Annotated in this window: 13 protein-coding genes; 4 read left to right on the plus strand and 9 right to left on the minus strand. The window is 68.9% G+C overall.

Annotated elements, in window-relative coordinates:
* Positions 1 to 75: 75 nt before the first annotated feature.
* From EV137_RS22500 to EV137_RS22510, 3 genes are read right to left on the minus strand one after another with little or no spacing between them, the layout of a single operon-like run.
* Positions 76 to 837: an FHA domain-containing protein gene (locus EV137_RS22500; protein WP_134130616.1), complete on the minus strand. Its 762-nt coding sequence runs from the start codon at positions 835 to 837 to the stop codon at positions 76 to 78.
* A gap of 1 nt (position 838) precedes the next feature.
* Positions 839 to 2,590, minus strand: coding sequence for a serine/threonine-protein kinase (locus tag EV137_RS22505; protein ID WP_134130617.1), 1,752 nt, complete (start codon positions 2,588 to 2,590; stop codon positions 839 to 841).
* The gene (locus tag EV137_RS22510) at positions 2,587 to 3,837 is read right to left on the minus strand and encodes a neutral zinc metallopeptidase (RefSeq protein WP_238175490.1); all 1,251 of its coding nucleotides are present in this window, start codon (positions 3,835 to 3,837) and stop codon (positions 2,587 to 2,589) included. Before EV137_RS22510 ends, EV137_RS22505 begins: the two co-directional genes overlap by 4 nt.
* 17 nt (positions 3,838 to 3,854) lie before the next feature.
* Here EV137_RS22510 and EV137_RS22515 point away from each other — a divergent pair, with 17 nt between their 5' ends.
* Positions 3,855 to 5,558 (plus strand): DUF2207 domain-containing protein, encoded by a 1,704-nt coding sequence (locus tag EV137_RS22515; RefSeq protein ID WP_134003329.1) that lies wholly within the window; start codon positions 3,855 to 3,857, stop codon positions 5,556 to 5,558.
* A 724-nt stretch (positions 5,559 to 6,282) separates the two neighbouring features.
* Here EV137_RS22515 and EV137_RS22520 read toward each other — a convergent pair.
* The 3 genes from EV137_RS22520 to EV137_RS22530 all read right to left on the minus strand — a co-directional run bounded on the left by EV137_RS22520 (position 6,283) and on the right by EV137_RS22530 (position 10,743).
* Positions 6,283 to 7,287, minus strand: coding sequence for a neutral zinc metallopeptidase (locus tag EV137_RS22520; protein ID WP_134130618.1), 1,005 nt, complete (start codon positions 7,285 to 7,287; stop codon positions 6,283 to 6,285).
* Positions 7,288 to 8,425: 1,138 nt separating this feature from the next.
* The gene (locus EV137_RS22525) at positions 8,426 to 9,517 is read right to left on the minus strand and encodes a neutral zinc metallopeptidase (protein WP_238175491.1); all 1,092 of its coding nucleotides are present in this window, start codon (positions 9,515 to 9,517) and stop codon (positions 8,426 to 8,428) included.
* A gap of 176 nt (positions 9,518 to 9,693) precedes the next feature.
* On the minus strand, positions 9,694 to 10,743 hold the full coding sequence (locus EV137_RS22530; RefSeq protein WP_134130619.1) for a neutral zinc metallopeptidase: 1,050 nt from the start codon (positions 10,741 to 10,743) through the stop codon (positions 9,694 to 9,696).
* 153 nt (positions 10,744 to 10,896) lie between these two features.
* Between EV137_RS22530 and EV137_RS22535 the strand changes: the two genes are divergently transcribed.
* Positions 10,897 to 12,591, plus strand: a complete 1,695-nt coding sequence (locus tag EV137_RS22535; RefSeq protein ID WP_134003335.1) for a DUF2207 domain-containing protein — start codon at positions 10,897 to 10,899, stop codon at positions 12,589 to 12,591.
* Positions 12,592 to 12,648: 57 nt separating this feature from the next.
* On the opposite strand, the gene EV137_RS22540 is transcribed toward EV137_RS22535, so the two are convergent.
* The 3 genes from EV137_RS22540 to EV137_RS22550 all read right to left on the minus strand — a co-directional run bounded on the left by EV137_RS22540 (position 12,649) and on the right by EV137_RS22550 (position 15,409).
* Positions 12,649 to 13,941: a C39 family peptidase gene (locus tag EV137_RS22540; RefSeq protein ID WP_134130620.1), complete on the minus strand. Its 1,293-nt coding sequence runs from the start codon at positions 13,939 to 13,941 to the stop codon at positions 12,649 to 12,651.
* Between the two features lie 61 nt (positions 13,942 to 14,002).
* Positions 14,003 to 14,560, minus strand: a complete 558-nt coding sequence (locus EV137_RS22545; protein ID WP_134003338.1) for a GNAT family N-acetyltransferase — start codon at positions 14,558 to 14,560, stop codon at positions 14,003 to 14,005.
* Between the two features lie 30 nt (positions 14,561 to 14,590).
* The gene (locus tag EV137_RS22550) at positions 14,591 to 15,409 is read right to left on the minus strand and encodes a lysozyme (RefSeq protein WP_238175492.1); all 819 of its coding nucleotides are present in this window, start codon (positions 15,407 to 15,409) and stop codon (positions 14,591 to 14,593) included.
* Positions 15,410 to 15,541: 132 nt separating this feature from the next.
* On the opposite strand from EV137_RS22550, the gene cysS reads away from it, so the two are divergent.
* The gene (gene cysS / locus EV137_RS22555) at positions 15,542 to 16,975 is read left to right on the plus strand and encodes a cysteine--tRNA ligase (RefSeq protein ID WP_134130621.1); all 1,434 of its coding nucleotides are present in this window, start codon (positions 15,542 to 15,544) and stop codon (positions 16,973 to 16,975) included.
* A gap of 1 nt (position 16,976) precedes the next feature.
* The gene (gene rlmB, locus EV137_RS22560; protein WP_134003342.1) at positions 16,977 to 17,942 is read left to right on the plus strand and encodes a 23S rRNA (guanosine(2251)-2'-O)-methyltransferase RlmB; all 966 of its coding nucleotides are present in this window, start codon (positions 16,977 to 16,979) and stop codon (positions 17,940 to 17,942) included.
* Positions 17,943 to 17,980: the final 38 nt, after the last annotated feature.

Raw genomic sequence — 17,980 nt, forward strand, 5'->3', positions numbered from 1 at the left:
GTCGCGGGTCGTGGTGCGGGGCGGCTTGGTCATGCCGGCGACGGTAAGTCCGGTCGCCGGGGACCCCTCCCGAACTCAGTCCAGTAGGTCGAGGTCCGCGGGGACCAGTGTGGTGCTCAGCAGCAGTTCCCGGAACATGTTGTCGTTCAGGGCGTTGCCGACCGGCTCACCGACCTCTTCACGAGTCAGGCCGGGTACGCCGTCCCGCGACAGCCGACTGCGGACGTTCGAGACCAGGTGCTCGACCCGCTTGGCGGTCCAGCTCTCCGTCGGCTGCAGCTCGGCCAGCTGGTCCGCGGCCTGTCGCCAGGACAGCGGCAGCGGGTGCAGGTCGTGCAGCAGGTAGCGCTGGCCGACCACGATCAACGCGAGCTTCTCAGCCGGAGACAGCTGCCAGACGCGCGGCGGGTGCGTTGACTCACGTGGCCGCGGTACGGGGCGAGTCCCGCTGTCGCCCACGACGTACACCTCCAGGAGGTGCTCGCGCCCGCTGGAGCCCTGTACGAACAGCGGTGTGTAACCAGCCGCGAGAGGTATCGGGTCCTCGCCGGCGAACAGCGTCCGCTGACGTGGGAACCGCACGGGCAGTCGCCCGGTCACTGCGACGTACCACTGACCGCTGCGGTGGCTGATCGAGCCGTGCATCCGGCTGACGCGCGGATCGTCCTCGCCGATGCAGACATGCACCTCGGGACGGTTGCGTCCGAACAGGATCGTCCGGTGTGGTCCGGCGTCGAGGCTGACACCACCTGCGACGCTCAGCACGAAGATGGTGCCCGGCTTCGCATCAGGTACGCCGCGGGACAGGCTGGCCTGGTTCGGAGGGAGACGCTCCATCTCAGGCCTTCGGCAGCTTCGTCGCGACTGCTTGACCTAGCTTCGTGGCCAGTCCGCACAATGAGGTCTGCGTACCGGGGCCTCTCGCGATGACGGTCACCAGTTCGACAGTATCGGCGTACTGCCGGAACACGATCAGCACCGCACAGGTCCCCGGGCCGTCGTCCTCGCTCGAGACGAACGCGGACCGGCCGGACATCGTCGCCGGGCGCCCGTCCGACGCGTCCAGCGGCTGGTCCCGGTCGAACCGGACGTCCACCGACAGATCGCTGGTCGTACTCTCCCAACCGCACGACCAGCCGCCGAACGACGTGTCCGGATGCTTCGCGTCCACCGCCGGGATCAGCTCGAGCGCCTGGTTGTCCAGCAGCGTGCAGGCGTCGAGATGCGCCAGCGACGCGGCCGGCAACGGCTGCGCACGGCGGGGGATCGGCCCGGCCTTCATGACCCCGATCGCCTTCTGCGTCACGGCTTCCGCCATCGCGCACACGTCCATCCCGGACCCGTCGGTGTGCCGGGCCTCGACCACTACATGCGTACCGTCCGACAGCACGAGTACGCGTTCGCAGTCGCCGTCGCCGGCCCGCCCACGGACGACCTTGTTCAGGTTGCCGGTCAACTTCTCCACCGCACCCTGAGGCAGTTCGTTGTCTGCTTCGTCGAGTTCCGCCCGTACGTCGACCTGCTGGCCGCCGCTGCCGTTCACCACCACGTCACACCGGTCGAAGTTCCCGTACGCCGGTTCCAGCGTCGCCTCCCCGAACTTGCTCAGCGACGCCGCGTCGATCAACGCACAGGGATCCGCCGTCAACGGATCACCCACCGGACCGGCGACAGCCGTCGTGGGCGCGGCCGACGGCTCCGACGGCCCCGACACCGCCCGTCCGATCAGAACCGCCAGTACGGCGACCACCGCGACACCGGCAGCCGCCGCGGGGATCACCCATCGTCTGCGTCGCCTGTTGACGGGCGCGGCCGCCGTACCGCCGAGTTCGTTCACGACCTCGGCGACCGACGGGCGGTCGGCTGGTTCTACAGCGAGCATCCGCGTGATCAGCGGCGTCAGCTCGCCACCGCGCCGCAACGGCTCCAGTTCACCGCGTGCAGCGCGCCGCAGGACCGCCAGCGGGTTCGGGTCGTCGCCGAACGGCGAGTGGCCCTCCAGCGCCGTGTAGAGCACCGCGCCCAACGAGAACACGTCGGAGGCGGTCGTCGGTTCGTTGCCGTTGGCTACTTCCGGTGCCAGGTGGGCCGGCGTACCGACGGTCGAGCTGTCCGTCAGCGTCGCCTCGGCCCACAGTCGCCGCGAGATGCCGAAGTCCGCGAGTTTCGCCGTACCGTCCGCGGTGACCAGGATGTTGGCCGGCTTGAGGTCCCGGTGGATGATGCCTGCCGCGTGCACGGCCTGCAGCGCCGACGCGATCTGTCCGCCGATCCGCGCGACCTGGTCGGGTGGCAGCTTGCCCAGTTCGTCCAGGCTCCGCGACGGCAGGTACTCCAGGACCAGCCAGTGCTCGTCCCCGTCCGTCACCACGTCGAAGATCGTCACCACGTGCGGGTCGTGCAGCCGGGCACCGGTCCGCGCCTCACGGCGCAGCCGGCGTCCGTCCGGGTCGTCCACCCCGGGATGCGCGCGTTTCAGCGCGACCACCCGGTCCAGCTGCTGGTCGTGGGCACGCCACACCGAGCCCATACCGCCCGAGCCGAGCGGTTCCCCCAACAGGTAGCGGCCCCCGATCAGCCGGGTCGTCACTTCACCAGGTCCGCCGATACCGCGAAGGTGTCACAGGCCTTGTTCTCACCGATGTTGAAGCCGTTCTGGATCCAGAAGCCCTGGCTGGTCGCCAGACCGTGCGTCCGCTCGTCCTCCGGTGTGTCGGCCGACTCACCGAAGCTGTTGCTGGACTGCTCCTTGAACTCCTGCAGCCGGTCGGTCAGCGGGTACGACTTCGCCACGGCCTTGCTGAACACACCGGCGAAGCAGGACGCCTGCAGTTCGTTACGCCGCGAGCTCTCCAGCTTCTGCTCCGGATGGTCCTGCACATACACGGCACGGGCGTAGAACAGCCCGGTGACGCCCTGGACGTGGTGGCCGTACTCGTGCGCGATCGTCATCAGGTACGCCAGGTCCTGCTGCGGACCGAAGGCACGGTTCATCTGCTTCACGTCGGTGTACATCACCTGGTTGCCGTAGCAGTAGAACGCCAGCACCCGTCCCGACAGCGGTGCGAAGTTGCCGCACGGCGTCTGGACCGGCTGGTCGAACACGACCAGGCCCGGGTCCGGCTTCTCCTCGCCGAGCTCCTTGAAGATCGGCCGCCACGCGTCGTTCAGACACTTGAAGAGCCGCTGGTAGTAGACCTTCTGCGACGCCAGGCTGCCGCTGCCGAGGTTGGCCGCCGGGCAGTTCTGCTGCGGCAGCGCACCCGTGCGGTAGATGTCGGCGTTCAGCAGGAAGTCCTCGGCGGTGCCCTTCTCGGGTGTGGTCGTCGGCGTCGGCACGATCGACGGCCCGGTCACCTTGGGCTCGGCCGTGTCCGTGGTGCTGTCGGAGCCCAGCAGGGCGGCCAGCACGGCCACCGACACACCGATGAAGGTGAGGAAGATGAAGCTGACCAGGACCAGGCGCAGCGCGCCGCCGCGCTTCCGTGGCGGCTGGAACCCGTTGAACTGACCCGGACCGCCGTAGTACGGCTGGAACTGACCTGGGAACTGCTGACCCTGGTACTGCTGCCCTTGATACTGCTGCCCTTGGTACTGCTGACCGGGGTACGGCCGGCCCGGGTACGGCGTACCTTGCGCCGGACCCTGCGGATACTGACCCTGCTGCGGCGGCCACGGCGCGGCCTGCGGTGGTGGCAGCACACCAGGCGGCGGGCCGAGTGGCCGGCCCTGCGGTGCACCCTGCGGTGGGCCGCTGTACCCGTACGGGCTGCTCACAGGTCTGGCCTCCAGTGGTCGGGTCACGCGGTCGGTCGAGTTCGCTGCACGAACCGGCACGAGACTACCCTCGACCCATGTCACCGAAGCGCCGCCTCCTCCCGGCTGCCCTGCTGATGTCCCTGACCGCCCCGTTGTTCGTTGCCCTGAGCACTGTGGCCGCCGACGCGGTGGCCCCGATGGCAGGGGACCAGATCACCGCGTACTCCGCGGACGCGACGCTCACCAAGGACGGTGAGCTGCAGGTCAAGGAGACGGTCGACCTGACCGCAGGCGGTACGACGTTCAGCCGCACGCTGGCCACCCGGGTCCGGTCGGACTCCGAGCGGGACCGCACGTACGAGCTGAAGGACGTGTCCGCGACCGTCAACGGACAGCCTGCCCAGGGCTTCCAGAACGACAGCACCGACGACGGCCGCAAGCTGACGCTGAACGTGTCCGGGCAGTCGAAGATCGTCTACAGCTACACCGTGGACAACGTCGTCGCCGACTCGACCGAGGGCCGCCAGGTGAGCTGGCCGATCGTGCAGGGCTTCGCCACCTCGATCCCGAAGGCAAGCCTGACCGTCGGCGTCCCGTTCGCGACCTGGGTGACCTGCTTCGCCGGCCGCACCGGTTCGAGTCTTCCGTGTACGTCGTCCCAGCTCGCCGAGTCGGCCGCGCTGCAGATCGAGCAGAACGGCGTACCCGCCGGTGGCCGGGTGACGTTCCTGACCGGGCTGAGCGACCAGGCGACCGTGCAGGCGAACGCGCAGTACTCCACCCGGTGGACGCTCGGGAGGGCGTTCACGGTCGACAAGACCACCGTCGGGCTGGCAGTGATCGTGTTCGGGCTCGGACTGCTCGGTGCGGTCGGCCTGTGGTTCTTCCGCGGCCGGGACGCCGCGAAGGTCGGTGACGGAGCGCCGGAGCGCCCGGTGCTCGACAGCGCCGACGGCCCGCAGTTCGCCGCTCCTGACGGGATCCGGCCCGGCCAGGTCGGCACCGTGGTGGACGAGACGGCCGACGTCGTCGACATCACCGCAACTTTGCTGGACCTTGCCGTGCGCAACTACCTGACGATCGTCGAGCAGCCGCGCGAGTCACACTTCGGCAAGCTCGACTGGGAGCTGCGGCGGCTGCACCCGGGCGGTCCGGAGCTGCTGGCGTACGAGAAGGCCCTGCTGGACGCGGTGTTCGCGGACGGCGACTCGGTGCTCGTCTCCGCGCTCGGCCCGTCGCTGCGGCCGCGTCTCAACCTGGTCCGCGAGCAGCTGTACGCCGACGTCGTCACGCAGGGCTGGTTCAACAACCGCCCGGACGCGGTCCGGAACCGGTGGACCACCGCTGGCGTGGTGCTACTCGGTGCTGGCGTCGTACTGACCATCGTGCTCGCGATCGTCAGCAAGTTCGCCCTGGTCGGTTTCGCCGTCATGGCGGCCGGTCTGGTGCTCGCTCTAGTCGGGCAGGCCGCACCGGCTCGCACCGCGCGCGGTGCCGCCGTACTGGGCCGCGTGGCCGGTCTGCAGAACTACCTGGCCAACGAGACCTCGTCCGACCTGCCGCAGAGCCACCGGCTCGAGTTCGCGTCCCGCTGCCTCCCGTACGCCGCTGTGCTCGGAATGACCGAGAAGTGGGCGCTGGAGATCGCCGCCACCGATGACGACGACGACCCGGACGAGGGCATCGGCTGGTACTCCGGTCCGGAGAACTGGCACCTGTCCGACATCGGAGAATCGCTCAGCAACTTCGTCACCTCCTTCGGCGGCACCCTGACCACCGCCCGCCGCCTCTTCGGCTGACACCGCCGACCCGGCCCCACAGCAACCACCCCGCCCACACGCCCGCACCGCCCACCGCGCACCGGAACGGATAACCCCCCGGGTGCAGGGTTCTCTGCTCGTGTAGCAGTAGAGAACCCCCAACGCGAGGGGATAACCGGCACTGCTGTCCGATGTGTGGGCGGCGCGCCGGCCGGCGTACGCCGTCGTGGCGGGAAAGAAACCGTCGCTAGGTGCAAGTTTGTTTCCCCGCTGTCCGAGGCCGACCCGGATCGGGCAGCAAAGCGACAGCCCAAGGTCTCCACCCACCACGTCCCGGGCAGCAGAGCTCCCCAAACCAGTTTGGGGACGATTCACCTGCCGTTTCCGGGATGCACGGCTCCCCAGTCCCGGACGAAACGCTCCCCAAACCGGTTTGGGGAGCCACAGCAGCCAGGAGCTTGCGGGTGGTGGTCAGCTCGACAGGTAGAGCACCGGCCAGACACCGTACGCACGACCACACTCACGCTCGGGTGCACTACCCAGCCACCCGGCACCTCCTGTCGAGACTGCATACCCAGCCGTTCACCACCCGCCCCGGCACACAACCACCCACACATCAGCCACAAGAGCCGGAGAGCCCGTCGTAGGCTCGACGGGCGGTGGCTCTTCGGCGGGACGGCTGGTAGGTGGGGAGTGGGGGCAGTCGCTGGTGGCTGGAGACAGGTAATAACAGGTGGCAACCCACCATTACTTGTCTCGCGGGTTAGTTCACTCGGACGTCGGCTGCGGTGAAGGTGTTGCAGGAGTCCGGCTTCTTGGTGTTGTAGCCGGTGATCGACCACTGGTAGTTGCTGACCCGGTTGCCGTGGTCGTGGACCCGCGGCCGGGAGTAGTCGTCACCCGAGTGCGAGATCAGGAACTTCCAGTTGTTCAGCAGTACGCCGTTCATCGGGATGTACGGCGCGTTGGCACCGAGGTAGACCGCGCCGAGACAGGTCGCCTGCAGTTCGCGGCGGCGGCTCTCGGTCAGCTTCTGGTTGGGCGTCATGCTCTTCTGCCGGGCCATCGACGACGCGAGGATCCCGCTCAGCTTCTGGATGTGGTGGCCGTACTCGTGCGCGAACGTGTTCAGCATGGCCGCGCGGGTGTAGACCGGGTTGGACTTGTAGTACCCGTTGTCGACGGTGAACGGCAGGTAGATCGTCTCGTTCGCGCCGCAGTACGCCGCCCGCACGCTGCGCTGCACGCCGCAGGGGGAGGGCGCCTTACCGACGTACACGACGGCCTTCGGGTTGCGGAACGGCAGGTTCGCCTTCTTCATCGCCAGCCACCAGGTGCGGTTCAGGCAGGGCAGCAGGCGGTTGTAGTACTGCTGCGCGGCCGGGACGGTGACCGGTGCGAACGGCGGCTCCGCGCACTTCGACGCGGCGAGCGGGCCGATCGCGTAGAGCCGGCTGCCCTTGACGACCTCGTCGGCCGTCGGGCCACGCGGCGTCGACGGGGACGGTGAGGGGGACGGGCTCTCGGACGGGGACGGGGACTCCGAGACTGTGGTCGTCGGAGTCGTCTTCGCCTCGGGCTCGTCACCGCCGAGGCCGCGGATCAGCAGTGTGATGCCGGAACCGACCACGAGGACCGCGAGCACGACCAGACCGATCAGGAGCGTGCGGGAGATCTTCTTCTTCCGCCGGCGACGGCCGCCGGGTGGCTGCGGGATCGGGATCGGCGGGTACTGCCAGGTGGGTGCTTGCTGGACAGGCTGGCCCATCGGGCCGATCTGACCGCCGTGACCGCCCTGGGACGCGGCATGGCGGGGGCCGGTCTGCTGTTGCTGCGGCGGGAGCGCGTTGCTCCAGGGGGACGACTGCTGCTGTCCCTGCTGTTGACCCTGTGGGCCCCACAGGTACGAGCCCTCGGAGTGCGGGCCGGTCTGCTGCTGGCGGGGCTGCTGCTGCGAAGGCGACGACTGCCAAGCGCTCGACTCGGACTGCGATCCACCGCTCTGAGCGTTCCCGGTCTGCAGAGGCCACGACTGATTCCCCCACGACGCCCCCGACTGAGGAGCGTTGGGCTCGGAAGGCCTGGACGGGCTCGCACCCGACTGCGGGTTCTGACGACCCTGGGGACCCTGCGGGGGACCTGACTGCCACGGGCTGGGAGGGGTGGCGCTGGGCTGGGGTGCCGGCGGGCCAGACTGCCAGGGAGCAGGCCGGTTCGGACCAGGCTGGCTTGGGCCGGGCTGGTTCGGGCCGGGCTGGGTGGGGCGTGGTTGGGCTGGGCCGGGCTGTGCTGGACCGGCCTGTGCTGGACCGGCCTGGTTCGGTCCTGGTCGACCAGGGCCGGGCTGGTTCGGGCCCGGCTGAGGGCGGTTGGGTTGGGGCTGGCCGGGGGCGGGCTGGTCGGGGTGTTCTCGGCGGTTGGGGTCCCAGCCGCCGTCGAACCAGCTGCTGGGGGGCTGTTCGGACGGGGCCGGGTTGCTGAACTCCCGCTTGGCGTCGGAGTCACCCGTCCACCACGTGGCCGGCTGACCTCCCCCAGGACGCTGCTCCCCAGGACGCTGCTCCCCAGGACGCTGCTCCCCAGGGCCGCCGCCACGAGGGCCGGTCTCGTGGTCCCGGGTTCCGAACCAACCACCATTACCGGGTCCTTGGCCTGCGCGCGGCTGGCCTGGAACGGGCTCCTGCGGGCGCTCCGGCTGATCGTCAGCCGGGTCGCTCCCCGGGGGCTGGTTCCTGTTGTCCGACATCGATGCTCCTCACGACCTTGCTGGCTACAGCTCTGCAGCTCGTTGGTGGGGCGCCGAAGCCGCCTCCCCCTACTTATCTTCCGCGACATACTTTGCGCGATACGGACCCACCAGGCTAGCTACTCCGGCCAGTCGTTTCGAAGTAGACCAGTGACGGCGCTCACTGCACCTTCGCCGCCGATGCGGCAAAGGTGTTGCAGGCGCTCGGGTTACGGGCGTTGTACCCGCGGGTGGCCCAGTACTGGTGGTTGTTCGCGTCGCCGTGGTCGTTCCCGAGGTCGGTCACGTGCCCGATCAGCCAGCGCCACTGGAACAGCGACTGCCCGGTGATCGGATAGGTACGCCGGTTGGCGCCGATGAAGATGTCCGAGAAGCAGGACGCCTGCAGCTCCAGCCGGCGGCTGTCCTGCAGCTCCATCGCGTACGTCGGCCGCTCGTACCGGATCCGCGCGTACGCCTGCAGGATCCCCATGTTGTTCTGGACGTGGTGCCCGTACTCGTGCGCGAACTGGTGCAGCATCCACATCCGCGCCCACACCTTCTGGTAGGACTGCGGGTAGCGGTTGTAGTTGCCGAGATCCTCGCTGAGGTTCATGTAGATGGTGTCGGTGCTACCGCAGAAGAACGGCGGACCGGAGTCGCTGTGGGTCCCGCACGGTGTCGTGATCGTCCCGCTGAACATCTGCACGGTCGGTGCTCGGAACCGCCCACCGGCCTTGGTCACCAGCGGCGCCCATGCCCTGTTCAGGCAGCCCCACAGGTTCTTGTAGTTGGCCCGTGCGCCGGCCACTGTGCTCTGCCGCGCCTTGGACTCCTTGCAGCTGACCGATCTCATCGCGCCGGCCTTGTACAGCCTGTTCCGCAGCACCAGGTCGCTGTCGGTCGGACCTGGGTTGGTCGTCGGCCTAGTGGTCGCGGTCGCGGTCGACCGGGTCGCGGTCGGCCGCGGCGCCTGCGTGGTCGGCCGGGCGGTCGTCGGCTCGGCCGTCGGTACGGCGCTGGTCGGCCCGCCGGACGGCTCCTCGGTGGGCTCGTTCGTCGGGCTGTACGACGTGGTGGGCGTCGGCTGCGCGTACGACGGGTCGCCATTGTGTTTCAGCACGTAGGAGACGGTCTTGAGTGCGATCACTCCGGCCACCAGCACGCCGAGCAGCACGCACACAGCGATCACCCCGCCGCGCCGCTTCTTCGGCAGCTGCGGTCCACCAGGCGGAGCACCCCACCCGAACTGCGGCTGCCCGGGACCCGGCATCGGCTGGCCCTGGAACGACTGCCCGTGGAAAGGCTGCCCCGGCCCCGGAAAAGGAGGCCCTTGAAAACCCAGTCCCTGCTGCCAGGGCGGAGGTGGCTGCTGCGGCGGGTACTGCTGCCCCGGAGGAGGTCCCCATTGGTTGCCTGACACACCCAGGACGCTACCGGAGCCAGGGCTCAACTTACCCGGGCAGGTGAGGCCGACCAGGTGTTGCAGCTGGCCGGATTGCGGCTCTGGAAGGCCGCCCGGCTCCAGGCTCCGTGGTTGGTGGTGCTGCCGTGGTCCCGCGGGTACGGCGGACGATCGCCGCTGTTGTTCACGTCGTACAGCCACATCTGGTACGCGTATCCGGTGATGCCGTAGCTGTTGCGGTTGGCACCCAGGAACACGTTGCCGAGACAGGAGGCCTGCAGTTCGAGCCGGCGACTCAGCTGCAACGCTCCTGCGGCAGAAGCGTCGTACCGGAGCCTTGTGTAGGCCACGCCGAGCCCGGTCATCCACTGCACCGCGTGCGCGTATTCGTGGGCCATGGTGAACGTGCCGACCATCCGGCCGAACGTCGGGTTCTGCTTGTAGAACGAGACGATCGACGGCGACTCCATATAAATGGTGTGCGTCGTCGGGCAGTAGAACGAGCGCCCGACGCCGCCACCGCACGGTGTGTTCACCGAACCGCCCCAGACGACCAGACCGGGTGACCGGAACGGGCCGCCGGACGCTGCGACCTGCTTCGGCCAGGCCCGGTCCAGGCAGGTCTTGATCGTCTTGAAGTACGCCAGCGACTGCGAGCCGTTGCCGAGACCAGTCTTCGCCTGCTTGCAGTTCACGGTCCGCATGACACCGGTCTTGTACAGCCGGTGGGTCGCGTTGTACGTCGCCGGGTTCACGGTCTGCGCCGGCTTCGGCGGCGTGACCTTCGTCGTGGTCCTGGTTGTCCGCGTGGGCCGCGGAGCGGCAGTTGGCGGAGGAGGCGGGACGCTACTCGGAGCTGTAGTCGGCTCAGGGGTCGCTGACTCCGTGGCGACCGGTGCGGCTGTGGCAGGTCCGTCGCCGCCGCCCTGTGTGAGTTTCACTGCCAGGAACACGCCGCCGGCCGCGACCACCGCTAGCACTGCGACGACCAGTAGCGCCGTACCGCCGGACCTCTTCCGCGGCTGAGGCGGCAACGGACCCCATCCGTACTGCGGGCCGGGCGGCGGCGGGGGAGCGTAGTACTGCGGGGGCATGGAGTACTGAGGAGGCGGAGGCCCACCCTGGTAACCCTGCTGTGGTGGCGGGCCGAATTGTCCGGGTCCCGGTCCCCATTGGTTGCCTGACACTCCGCAGACGCTATCGTGCCCCGTGTCAACCTGACCCTCTTTCTACGGTGTGATTGGGCGATGCGTCTACGTCTCCTCGGGCTATCCCTGTGTGCCCTCGGCCTGCTCGGCCTGTCCACTGTCCCAGCCGGTGCGGCCGGCGCGGACGCAACCAGCGCCGCCGCCGACCCGGTGGTGACCAACTACGACAGCCAGGTCCGCGTCGAGCGTGACGGTCTGCTCCGGGTCGCCGAGACCTGGAAGCTCAGCAATGTCACCGGGACCTTCACCCGGTTCGTCGTCACGCGGGACCACCTGCCGGACGACATCGACCACGTCCAGGAGATCGGCGACCTGCAGGTCAAGGTGGGCGGCCAGGACAAGAAGGCCGAGCTGAAGACCGAGGGCGACGTCACGTCGATCGCCGTACCGGACATCAGCGGCGCGACGACGCAACTCGACGTCACCTACACCGTGAAGGGCGCGGTCGCGAAGACCCTGGACGGGACCGAGGTGCGGTTCGCGCCGCTGACCGGGATCAACCTCCCGATCCAGACCGCGAACATCGTCTTCAGCGTCCCCGAGGTCTCGCACGTCTCCTGCTTCGCCGGACCGATCGACAGCAACATCCCGTGCACGCTCGCGCAGATCGGCGAGACCTCCGGCCCGACCTTCCAGCAGACCGCGCTGCCGCCGGGCAACACGGTCAAGATGGCGGTCGGCTTCCCGAAGGGCCAGATCGCGGACAACTCGATCATCGAGTACCGGCACACCTTCAAGCGGGCCTTCTCCACCGACGCGGCGCAGCTGATCACGGCGCTGGCGGTGCTGCTGCTCGGCGCGATCGCGCTGTTCGTGCTGTACCGGCTGCGTGGCCGGGACCAGGTCGACCCGCGGCGCGTCGTACCGGCGTCGCTGTTCAGCCTCGGCGCCGACACGCGGATCGACTTCACGCCGCCGTCGGACCTGCGGCCCGGTGAGGTCGGCACGCTGATCGACGAGCGGATCGACCCGGTCGACGTGACCGCGACGATCATCGACCTGGCCGTTCGCGGTCACATCCAGATCGTCGAGCTCGAGCACAGCACCGAGTTCGCACGGCCGGACTGGGAACTGCGCCGGGTCTCCAACGCCCCGGCGGAGGAGCTGCAGCGCTACGAGAACGTCCTGATCCGCGCGATCTTCGGCGACGCCGACTCGGTGCTGGTCTCCGAGCTCGGCAAGCAGGTCCGGGCGAACCTCGCCCAGGTCCAGGACGCCCTGTACGACGGTGTCGTCAAGCGCGGCTGGTTCACCGAGCGCCCGGACCGCACTCGGTCGCTGTGGGCAACGATCGGCATCGTGACCACTGTGGTCGGCGTCATCGCGACCGTCCTGCTGGCGCTGCTGTCGACCTGGGGCCTGCTCGGCCTCGCGATCACGCTGGTCGGCGTCGGCCTGCTCGTGGTCGGCCGCTACATGCCGGCCAAGGCCCCGGCCGCCGGCCGTGTGCTCGGCCAGGTCGCGGCGATCCGCGGTGAGCTGCTGGAGATGGATGTCAGCGAGCTGCCGACCGACCAGCACGCCGAGCTCTGCTCGCGCGCTCTGCCGTACGCCGTCGTACTCGGCGGCTCGGACCGCTGGATCGACGCTCTGGTCGCGACCGACTCCACGCCGGACGAAGCGGACGAGGGCTTCACCTGGTACCGCGGCCCGAGCGGATGGCACCTGCAGTACCTGCCGGACTCGCTCCGCAACCTCACCACCAACCTGACGGGCGCACTCTTCGCCCGCTGATCACCGCAGTGAACAGGGCCCGCCACGCCGCCCCGGCGTGGCGGGCCCTGTCGTCTGTCACCAGTTGTGCTGGGGATCCGTTGGCGTCGGCAACGGTGTGCCTTCGGGGTGGATCACGTAGACGAGCCCGCCCGAGTGCGGCACCCACGCGTTCTCGAAGGCTTCCCGGTCGTACGTCGTCCGCACCTGGTCGTTGCTCGCGATCAGGTGGGACGCAGGATCGTTGACGATCACGTTGCCGCTCTGGTCGAACCCGACGATCACCATCAGGTGCCCGTTGGTCCCATAGCCCGCACCGGGTAGCTCGCTCTTCTTGAACGACAGCGACGCGACCAGTGGGATGCCGGCCTTGATGAACTGTTCGGCCTCGGTCAGGGACCGTAGCCGCGTGACGAAGGCGTCGAGCCCGCGTGTTCCGGCGTACGCCGTGTTGAACGGCCAGTTGCCCGCGCCGTCGTACGCGTAGTCGAAGACGGACCGCGCCGAGTGGTCCACCTGCGGATCGGAGTAGGACGGATCCACCCACGCGGTTTCGGCCGCGGTCGGTCCGGCGCCCCAGTAGTCGAGCACCATCGCGGTCGACGTCGCCGAGCACCACGCCTCACCGCCGCCGTCCCACTGCGGGTACTGCCCGACATGCGTCTCCTGCGAGTACGTCGGTACGTCGAGGACCATGCCCTCCGCGCCGCCGAGGGGGCTGACGGCAACCTTCTTGTCGGACGGCAGCCGGGAGGCCATCGCTCCGACGGACCGGACCACGGGCGACTGCGTCGTACCGCTCAGCCGGTACAGGGTGACCTTGAGCTGCCAGCGGTCGAGCCATTGACCTGTGGCGGACTGGAAGGTGTCGACGGCAACGGATCCGTTGGCGTCGCCCTGGCTGGGCACCGAGGTCCGGTGGATGTCGCCGGCTCCAGTGTCATCCCCACTGGACCAGCGGCCGAGCACGTACCACTTGGTGGTCGTGCCGAGGTTCGTCGTACCTGCCATCGACACCTCGACCCAGGTGCCCGGTGGGGTGGTCGCGTTCCAGGACGCGACCAGCTCGGTCAGCCCGAAGCCGGTGCTGACCTGCGGCGAGACCCAACTGGTCTGGTCGTAGGACTTGGCGGTGCCGTCGCCGAACGGGTCGACGTACGACGTGGAGCCGGTCGCCGTGCCGAACCTGAGGGCGCCGTCGGCGACCGTGGTGCCGGACTGCTGGCCGGCGAGGAAGTCGGCGCTGGATGTCCAGGTTCGGTAGGCGACCTGCCGTGCAGGGGAGACCTTCACGGCTTCGCTCGGCAAGCTGCCGGCGCTGAGCACAACCACACCGAGAACCAGCGCGGTGACAGAACGGGCGGAAGTCATACTCCGACGGTAGTCCGGGCGGCAGTTGCTGTCATCAAGACGGCGTGCCGTGGACAAAAACTTACGAACGCTTGTCCCACTCGCTGTAGAGCATCGCGAACACCAGTTCGTCGGTCCATTCGCCCTTGAGGTACTCGTTCTGCACGAAGTGCGCCTCCTGGCGCAGACCGAGCCGCTCCAGCAGTTTCACCGAGCCGGTGTTGCGGGCGTCGAGCCGCGCGATGATCCGGTGCAGGCCGAGCTCCTCGAACCCGAGCCGCAGCAGCTCGACCGACGCCTCGGCGGCGTACCCGTGGCCGTGCGACTCCGGGTGGAAGACGTACCCGATCTCGCCGGTGCGGTGCTCCACGCTGTTCATGAACAGCGTCACCTCACCCAAGTGCTGACCGGTGTCCCGCAGGATCACCGCGACGGTGAGCGCTTGACCGTCGGTGTCCATCGGGACATCGGCCAGCCGGCCGGTGAGGGCCTCCTTGACCTGCTCCGGCGTCCGCACGTCGTACAGCAGAAAACGTGTGACGTCAGGGTTCGACTGCAGTTTCAACAGGTCGTCGTAGTCGTTCTCGACGTAGCGTCGAAGGGTCAGGCGGTCAGTCTCGATCGGCAGTGAGTAGGTCACCGATCGAGACTATGCGACCGCGGCAACCAGTTATCCGTTCGCCAGCGCTGTCAGCCGGGACATGTCGCCGTTGAAGTGACTCTGGTCGATCGGCGACGAGGTGAACTGCCAGAACGTGTAGAACGGCCAGCCGCCGGGCAGCGTCCCCACGGTGGAGGAGTAGCGCGCGACCCAGAGCGGGTTGGTCGAGCTGAAGGCGGTCGAGTTGCCGGTGCAGGTGCTCCACCAGTTGTAGTTGGTGTAGATGACCGCGTCGCGTCCGGTGCGGGACTTGTAGGTGTTGACGAAGTCCCGGATCCAGCTGACCATCGCGGACTGGCTCAGTCCGTAGCAGGTCGCGCCGTACGGGTTGTACTCGATGTCGAGTGCGCCCGGCAGCGTTTTGCCGTCACGGGACCAGCCGCCGCCGCTGCTGGCGAAGTAGTTCGCCTGCGTCGCGCCGCTGGAGTTGTTCGGCAGCGCGAAGTGGTACGCGCCGCGGATCATGCCGACGTTGTAGGACCCGTTGTACTGCTGGGCGAAGTACGGGTTCTTGTACGACGTGCCTTCGGTCGCCTTCACGTACGCGAACCGCTTGCCTTGACCCCACCAGTAGGCCCAGTCGACGTTGCCCTGGTGACTGGACACGTCGATGCCTTCGACGGTCGCCGTGATCCCCATGTCGGTGGGCGCGGCGCTGGTCGTGGTGGTGTTGTTCGTCCATCCCATGTAAGCGTCGCCGGCCTTGGTGATGCCGTGCTGGCGGGCTTGTGCGGTGGGCTGAGGGGTGGAGCTTGCTTGGGCGGAGCCGGTCGAGGCCAGGATCAGGCCAAGAGCGACGGCGGCACCCGTGAAAAGGGCGGACTTCACGGTTTCCTCCAGAGCGATGAGGGGCGGACAGAGCGCTCGGCGATGGTCTTACCCGCATCCGGCAAGAACCAACCCTTACAGCGGTTTGTTCGGTGATTATTTACCGACGTCACCTCCCGTTACCCTTGACCGGTGACACTTCGCTTGTACGACACCGCAACAGCAGCAGTGCGAGATTTCGAGCCGGTCCACCCGGGCAAGGTCGGGATCTACCACTGTGGGCTGACGGTGCAGGGTGCCCCGCATGTCGGGCACATCTACAAGGAAGTGGTCTTCGACGTCCTGCGGCGCTGGCTGGAGCGGTCCGGCTACGAGGTCACCGTGATCGCGAACGTGACCGACATCGAGGACAAGATCCTCGCGAAGTCGGCCGACCGCGGTATCCCGTGGTGGGCGCACGCCTACGAGTTCGAGCGTGAGCTGCACTGGGCGTACGACGTGCTCGGCTGCCGCCCGCCGACGTACGAGCCGCGCGCCACCGGGCACATCCCGGAGATGCTCGAGATGATCGCCGACCTGATCGAGCGCGGGCACGCGTACGTCGCTCCGGACGGATCCGGTGACGTCTACTTCGACGTGCAGTCCTGGCCGTCGTACGGCGCTCTGTCGCACCAGAAGATCGCGGACATGGAAGCCGCCGAGGACGCGGACCCGCGCGGCAAGCGGGACCCGCGTGACTTCGCGCTCTGGAAGGGGTGGACCGACGCCACGCCGCGGACCGCCTCCTGGCCGGCGCCGTGGGGCCGCGGCCGCCCTGGCTGGCACATCGAGTGCTCCGCGATGGCCGGCAAGTACCTCGGCGACGAGTTCGACATCCACGGCGGCGGCCTGGACCTGCGGTTCCCGCACCACGAGAACGAGCTGGCCCAGTCGACCGCGGTCGGGCAGAAGTTCGCCCGGTTCTGGATGCACAACGCGCTCGTCACCACGGCCGGCGAGAAGATGTCGAAGTCGATGGGCAACAGCGCCGTCGTGCGGAACGTGGTCGAGCGGGTCCGCCCGATCGAGCTGCGGTACTACCTGGTGCAGTCGCACTACCGCTCGGTCGTCGAGTTCTCGTTCGAGGCGCTCGACGAGGCCGCGAAGAGCTTCCAGCGGATCGAGGGCTTCGTGACCCGGGCCGTCGAGGTGACCGGTGGCGTCGAGCCGGACCGCGAGCTGCCGGGTGACTTCGTGGCCGCGATGAACGACGACCTGGGTACGCCGGCCGCCATCGCCGTACTGCACAACACCGTGCGCGACGGCAACAAGCTGGTGGCCGACGGCGACTCGGAGGCGCTACGCGAGGTGCTGGCGTCGGTGCGCGGGATGCTCGGCGTGCTCGGGCTGGACCCGCTGGCCGAGCCGTGGGTGTCGCGGGCCGGCGGCAGCGACGAGCTCACCGAGGTGGTCGACGGCCTGGTGAAGGCGCTGCTCGAGCAGCGGCAGGCCGCACGCACACGCAAGGATTACGCCGCCGCGGACGCTGTCCGCGACCGGTTGAAGGCGCTCGGCGTCGTCGTCGAGGACACTCCGCAGGGGCCACGCTGGTCCCTCGCGACCACTACCACCGACGAAGGAAACTGACGTGCCAGGCAACAGCCAGCGCAAGGGCGCCATCCGGAAGAAGCCGCGGGGGAACCCGACGGCCGGGTCCGGCGGGCGGGTCCGCCGCGGACTCGAGGGCAAGGGGCCGACGCCGAAGGCCGTGGACCGGGTCAAGCACCCGGCGCACAAGCGGGCGAAGGCGGCCGAGCGGGCCAAGGAGCGCGAACGCACCCGCCGCCCGGCGGCGCGCAAGGACAACGACTCCGCGGTCGAGTGGGTGTACGGGCGGAACCCGGTGGTCGAGGCGCTGCGGGCCGGCGTACCGGCCGCGGCCCTGCACGTTGCCGAGGGCACCGAACGGGACGCCCGGCTGCGCGAGGCGTTGCTGGTCGCGGTCGAGACCGGGGTGTCGGTGCTCGAGGTGCCGCGCGCGGAGCTCGACCGGGTCACCGCGGGCGGCTCGCACCAGGGCGTCGCGCTGCAGATCCCGCCGTACGAGTACGCGCACCCGGACGACCTGCTCGACCGGGCGCACGCCGCCGGCGAGGTGCCGCTGATCGTCGCGCTCGACGGCGTGACCGATCCCCGCAACCTCGGCGCGATCACGCGATCCGCCGCGGCCTTCGGGGCGCACGGCGTCGTCGTACCGGAACGCCGTACCGCGTCGATGTCGGCCTCGGCCTGGAAGACCTCGGCCGGCGCCGCGGCCCGGATCCCGGTCGCCCGCGCTGGCAACCTCAACCGGGCCCTCAAGTCCTACAAGGACGCCGGCCTCCTGGTCATCGGCCTCGACATGAACGGCGCCGTGGACCTCCCGTCCTTCGAGGCCGCCACCGAGCCGATCGTCCTGGTCATCGGCTCCGAGGGTAAGGGGCTAGCCCGCCTGGTCCGGGAGAACTGCGACCTGATCGTCTCGATCCCGATGACCAGCGCCACCGAATCCCTCAACGCCGGCATCGCCGCCGGCGTAACCCTCTACGAAATCTCCCGCCGCCGCGCGAGCTGAACACGAGTGTGGGGCCGGGAAGATCTCCCCGGCCCCAC

It is taken from the genome of Kribbella pratensis (assembly GCF_004366075.1).
GTDB lineage: Bacteria > Actinomycetota > Actinomycetes > Propionibacteriales > Kribbellaceae > Kribbella > Kribbella pratensis.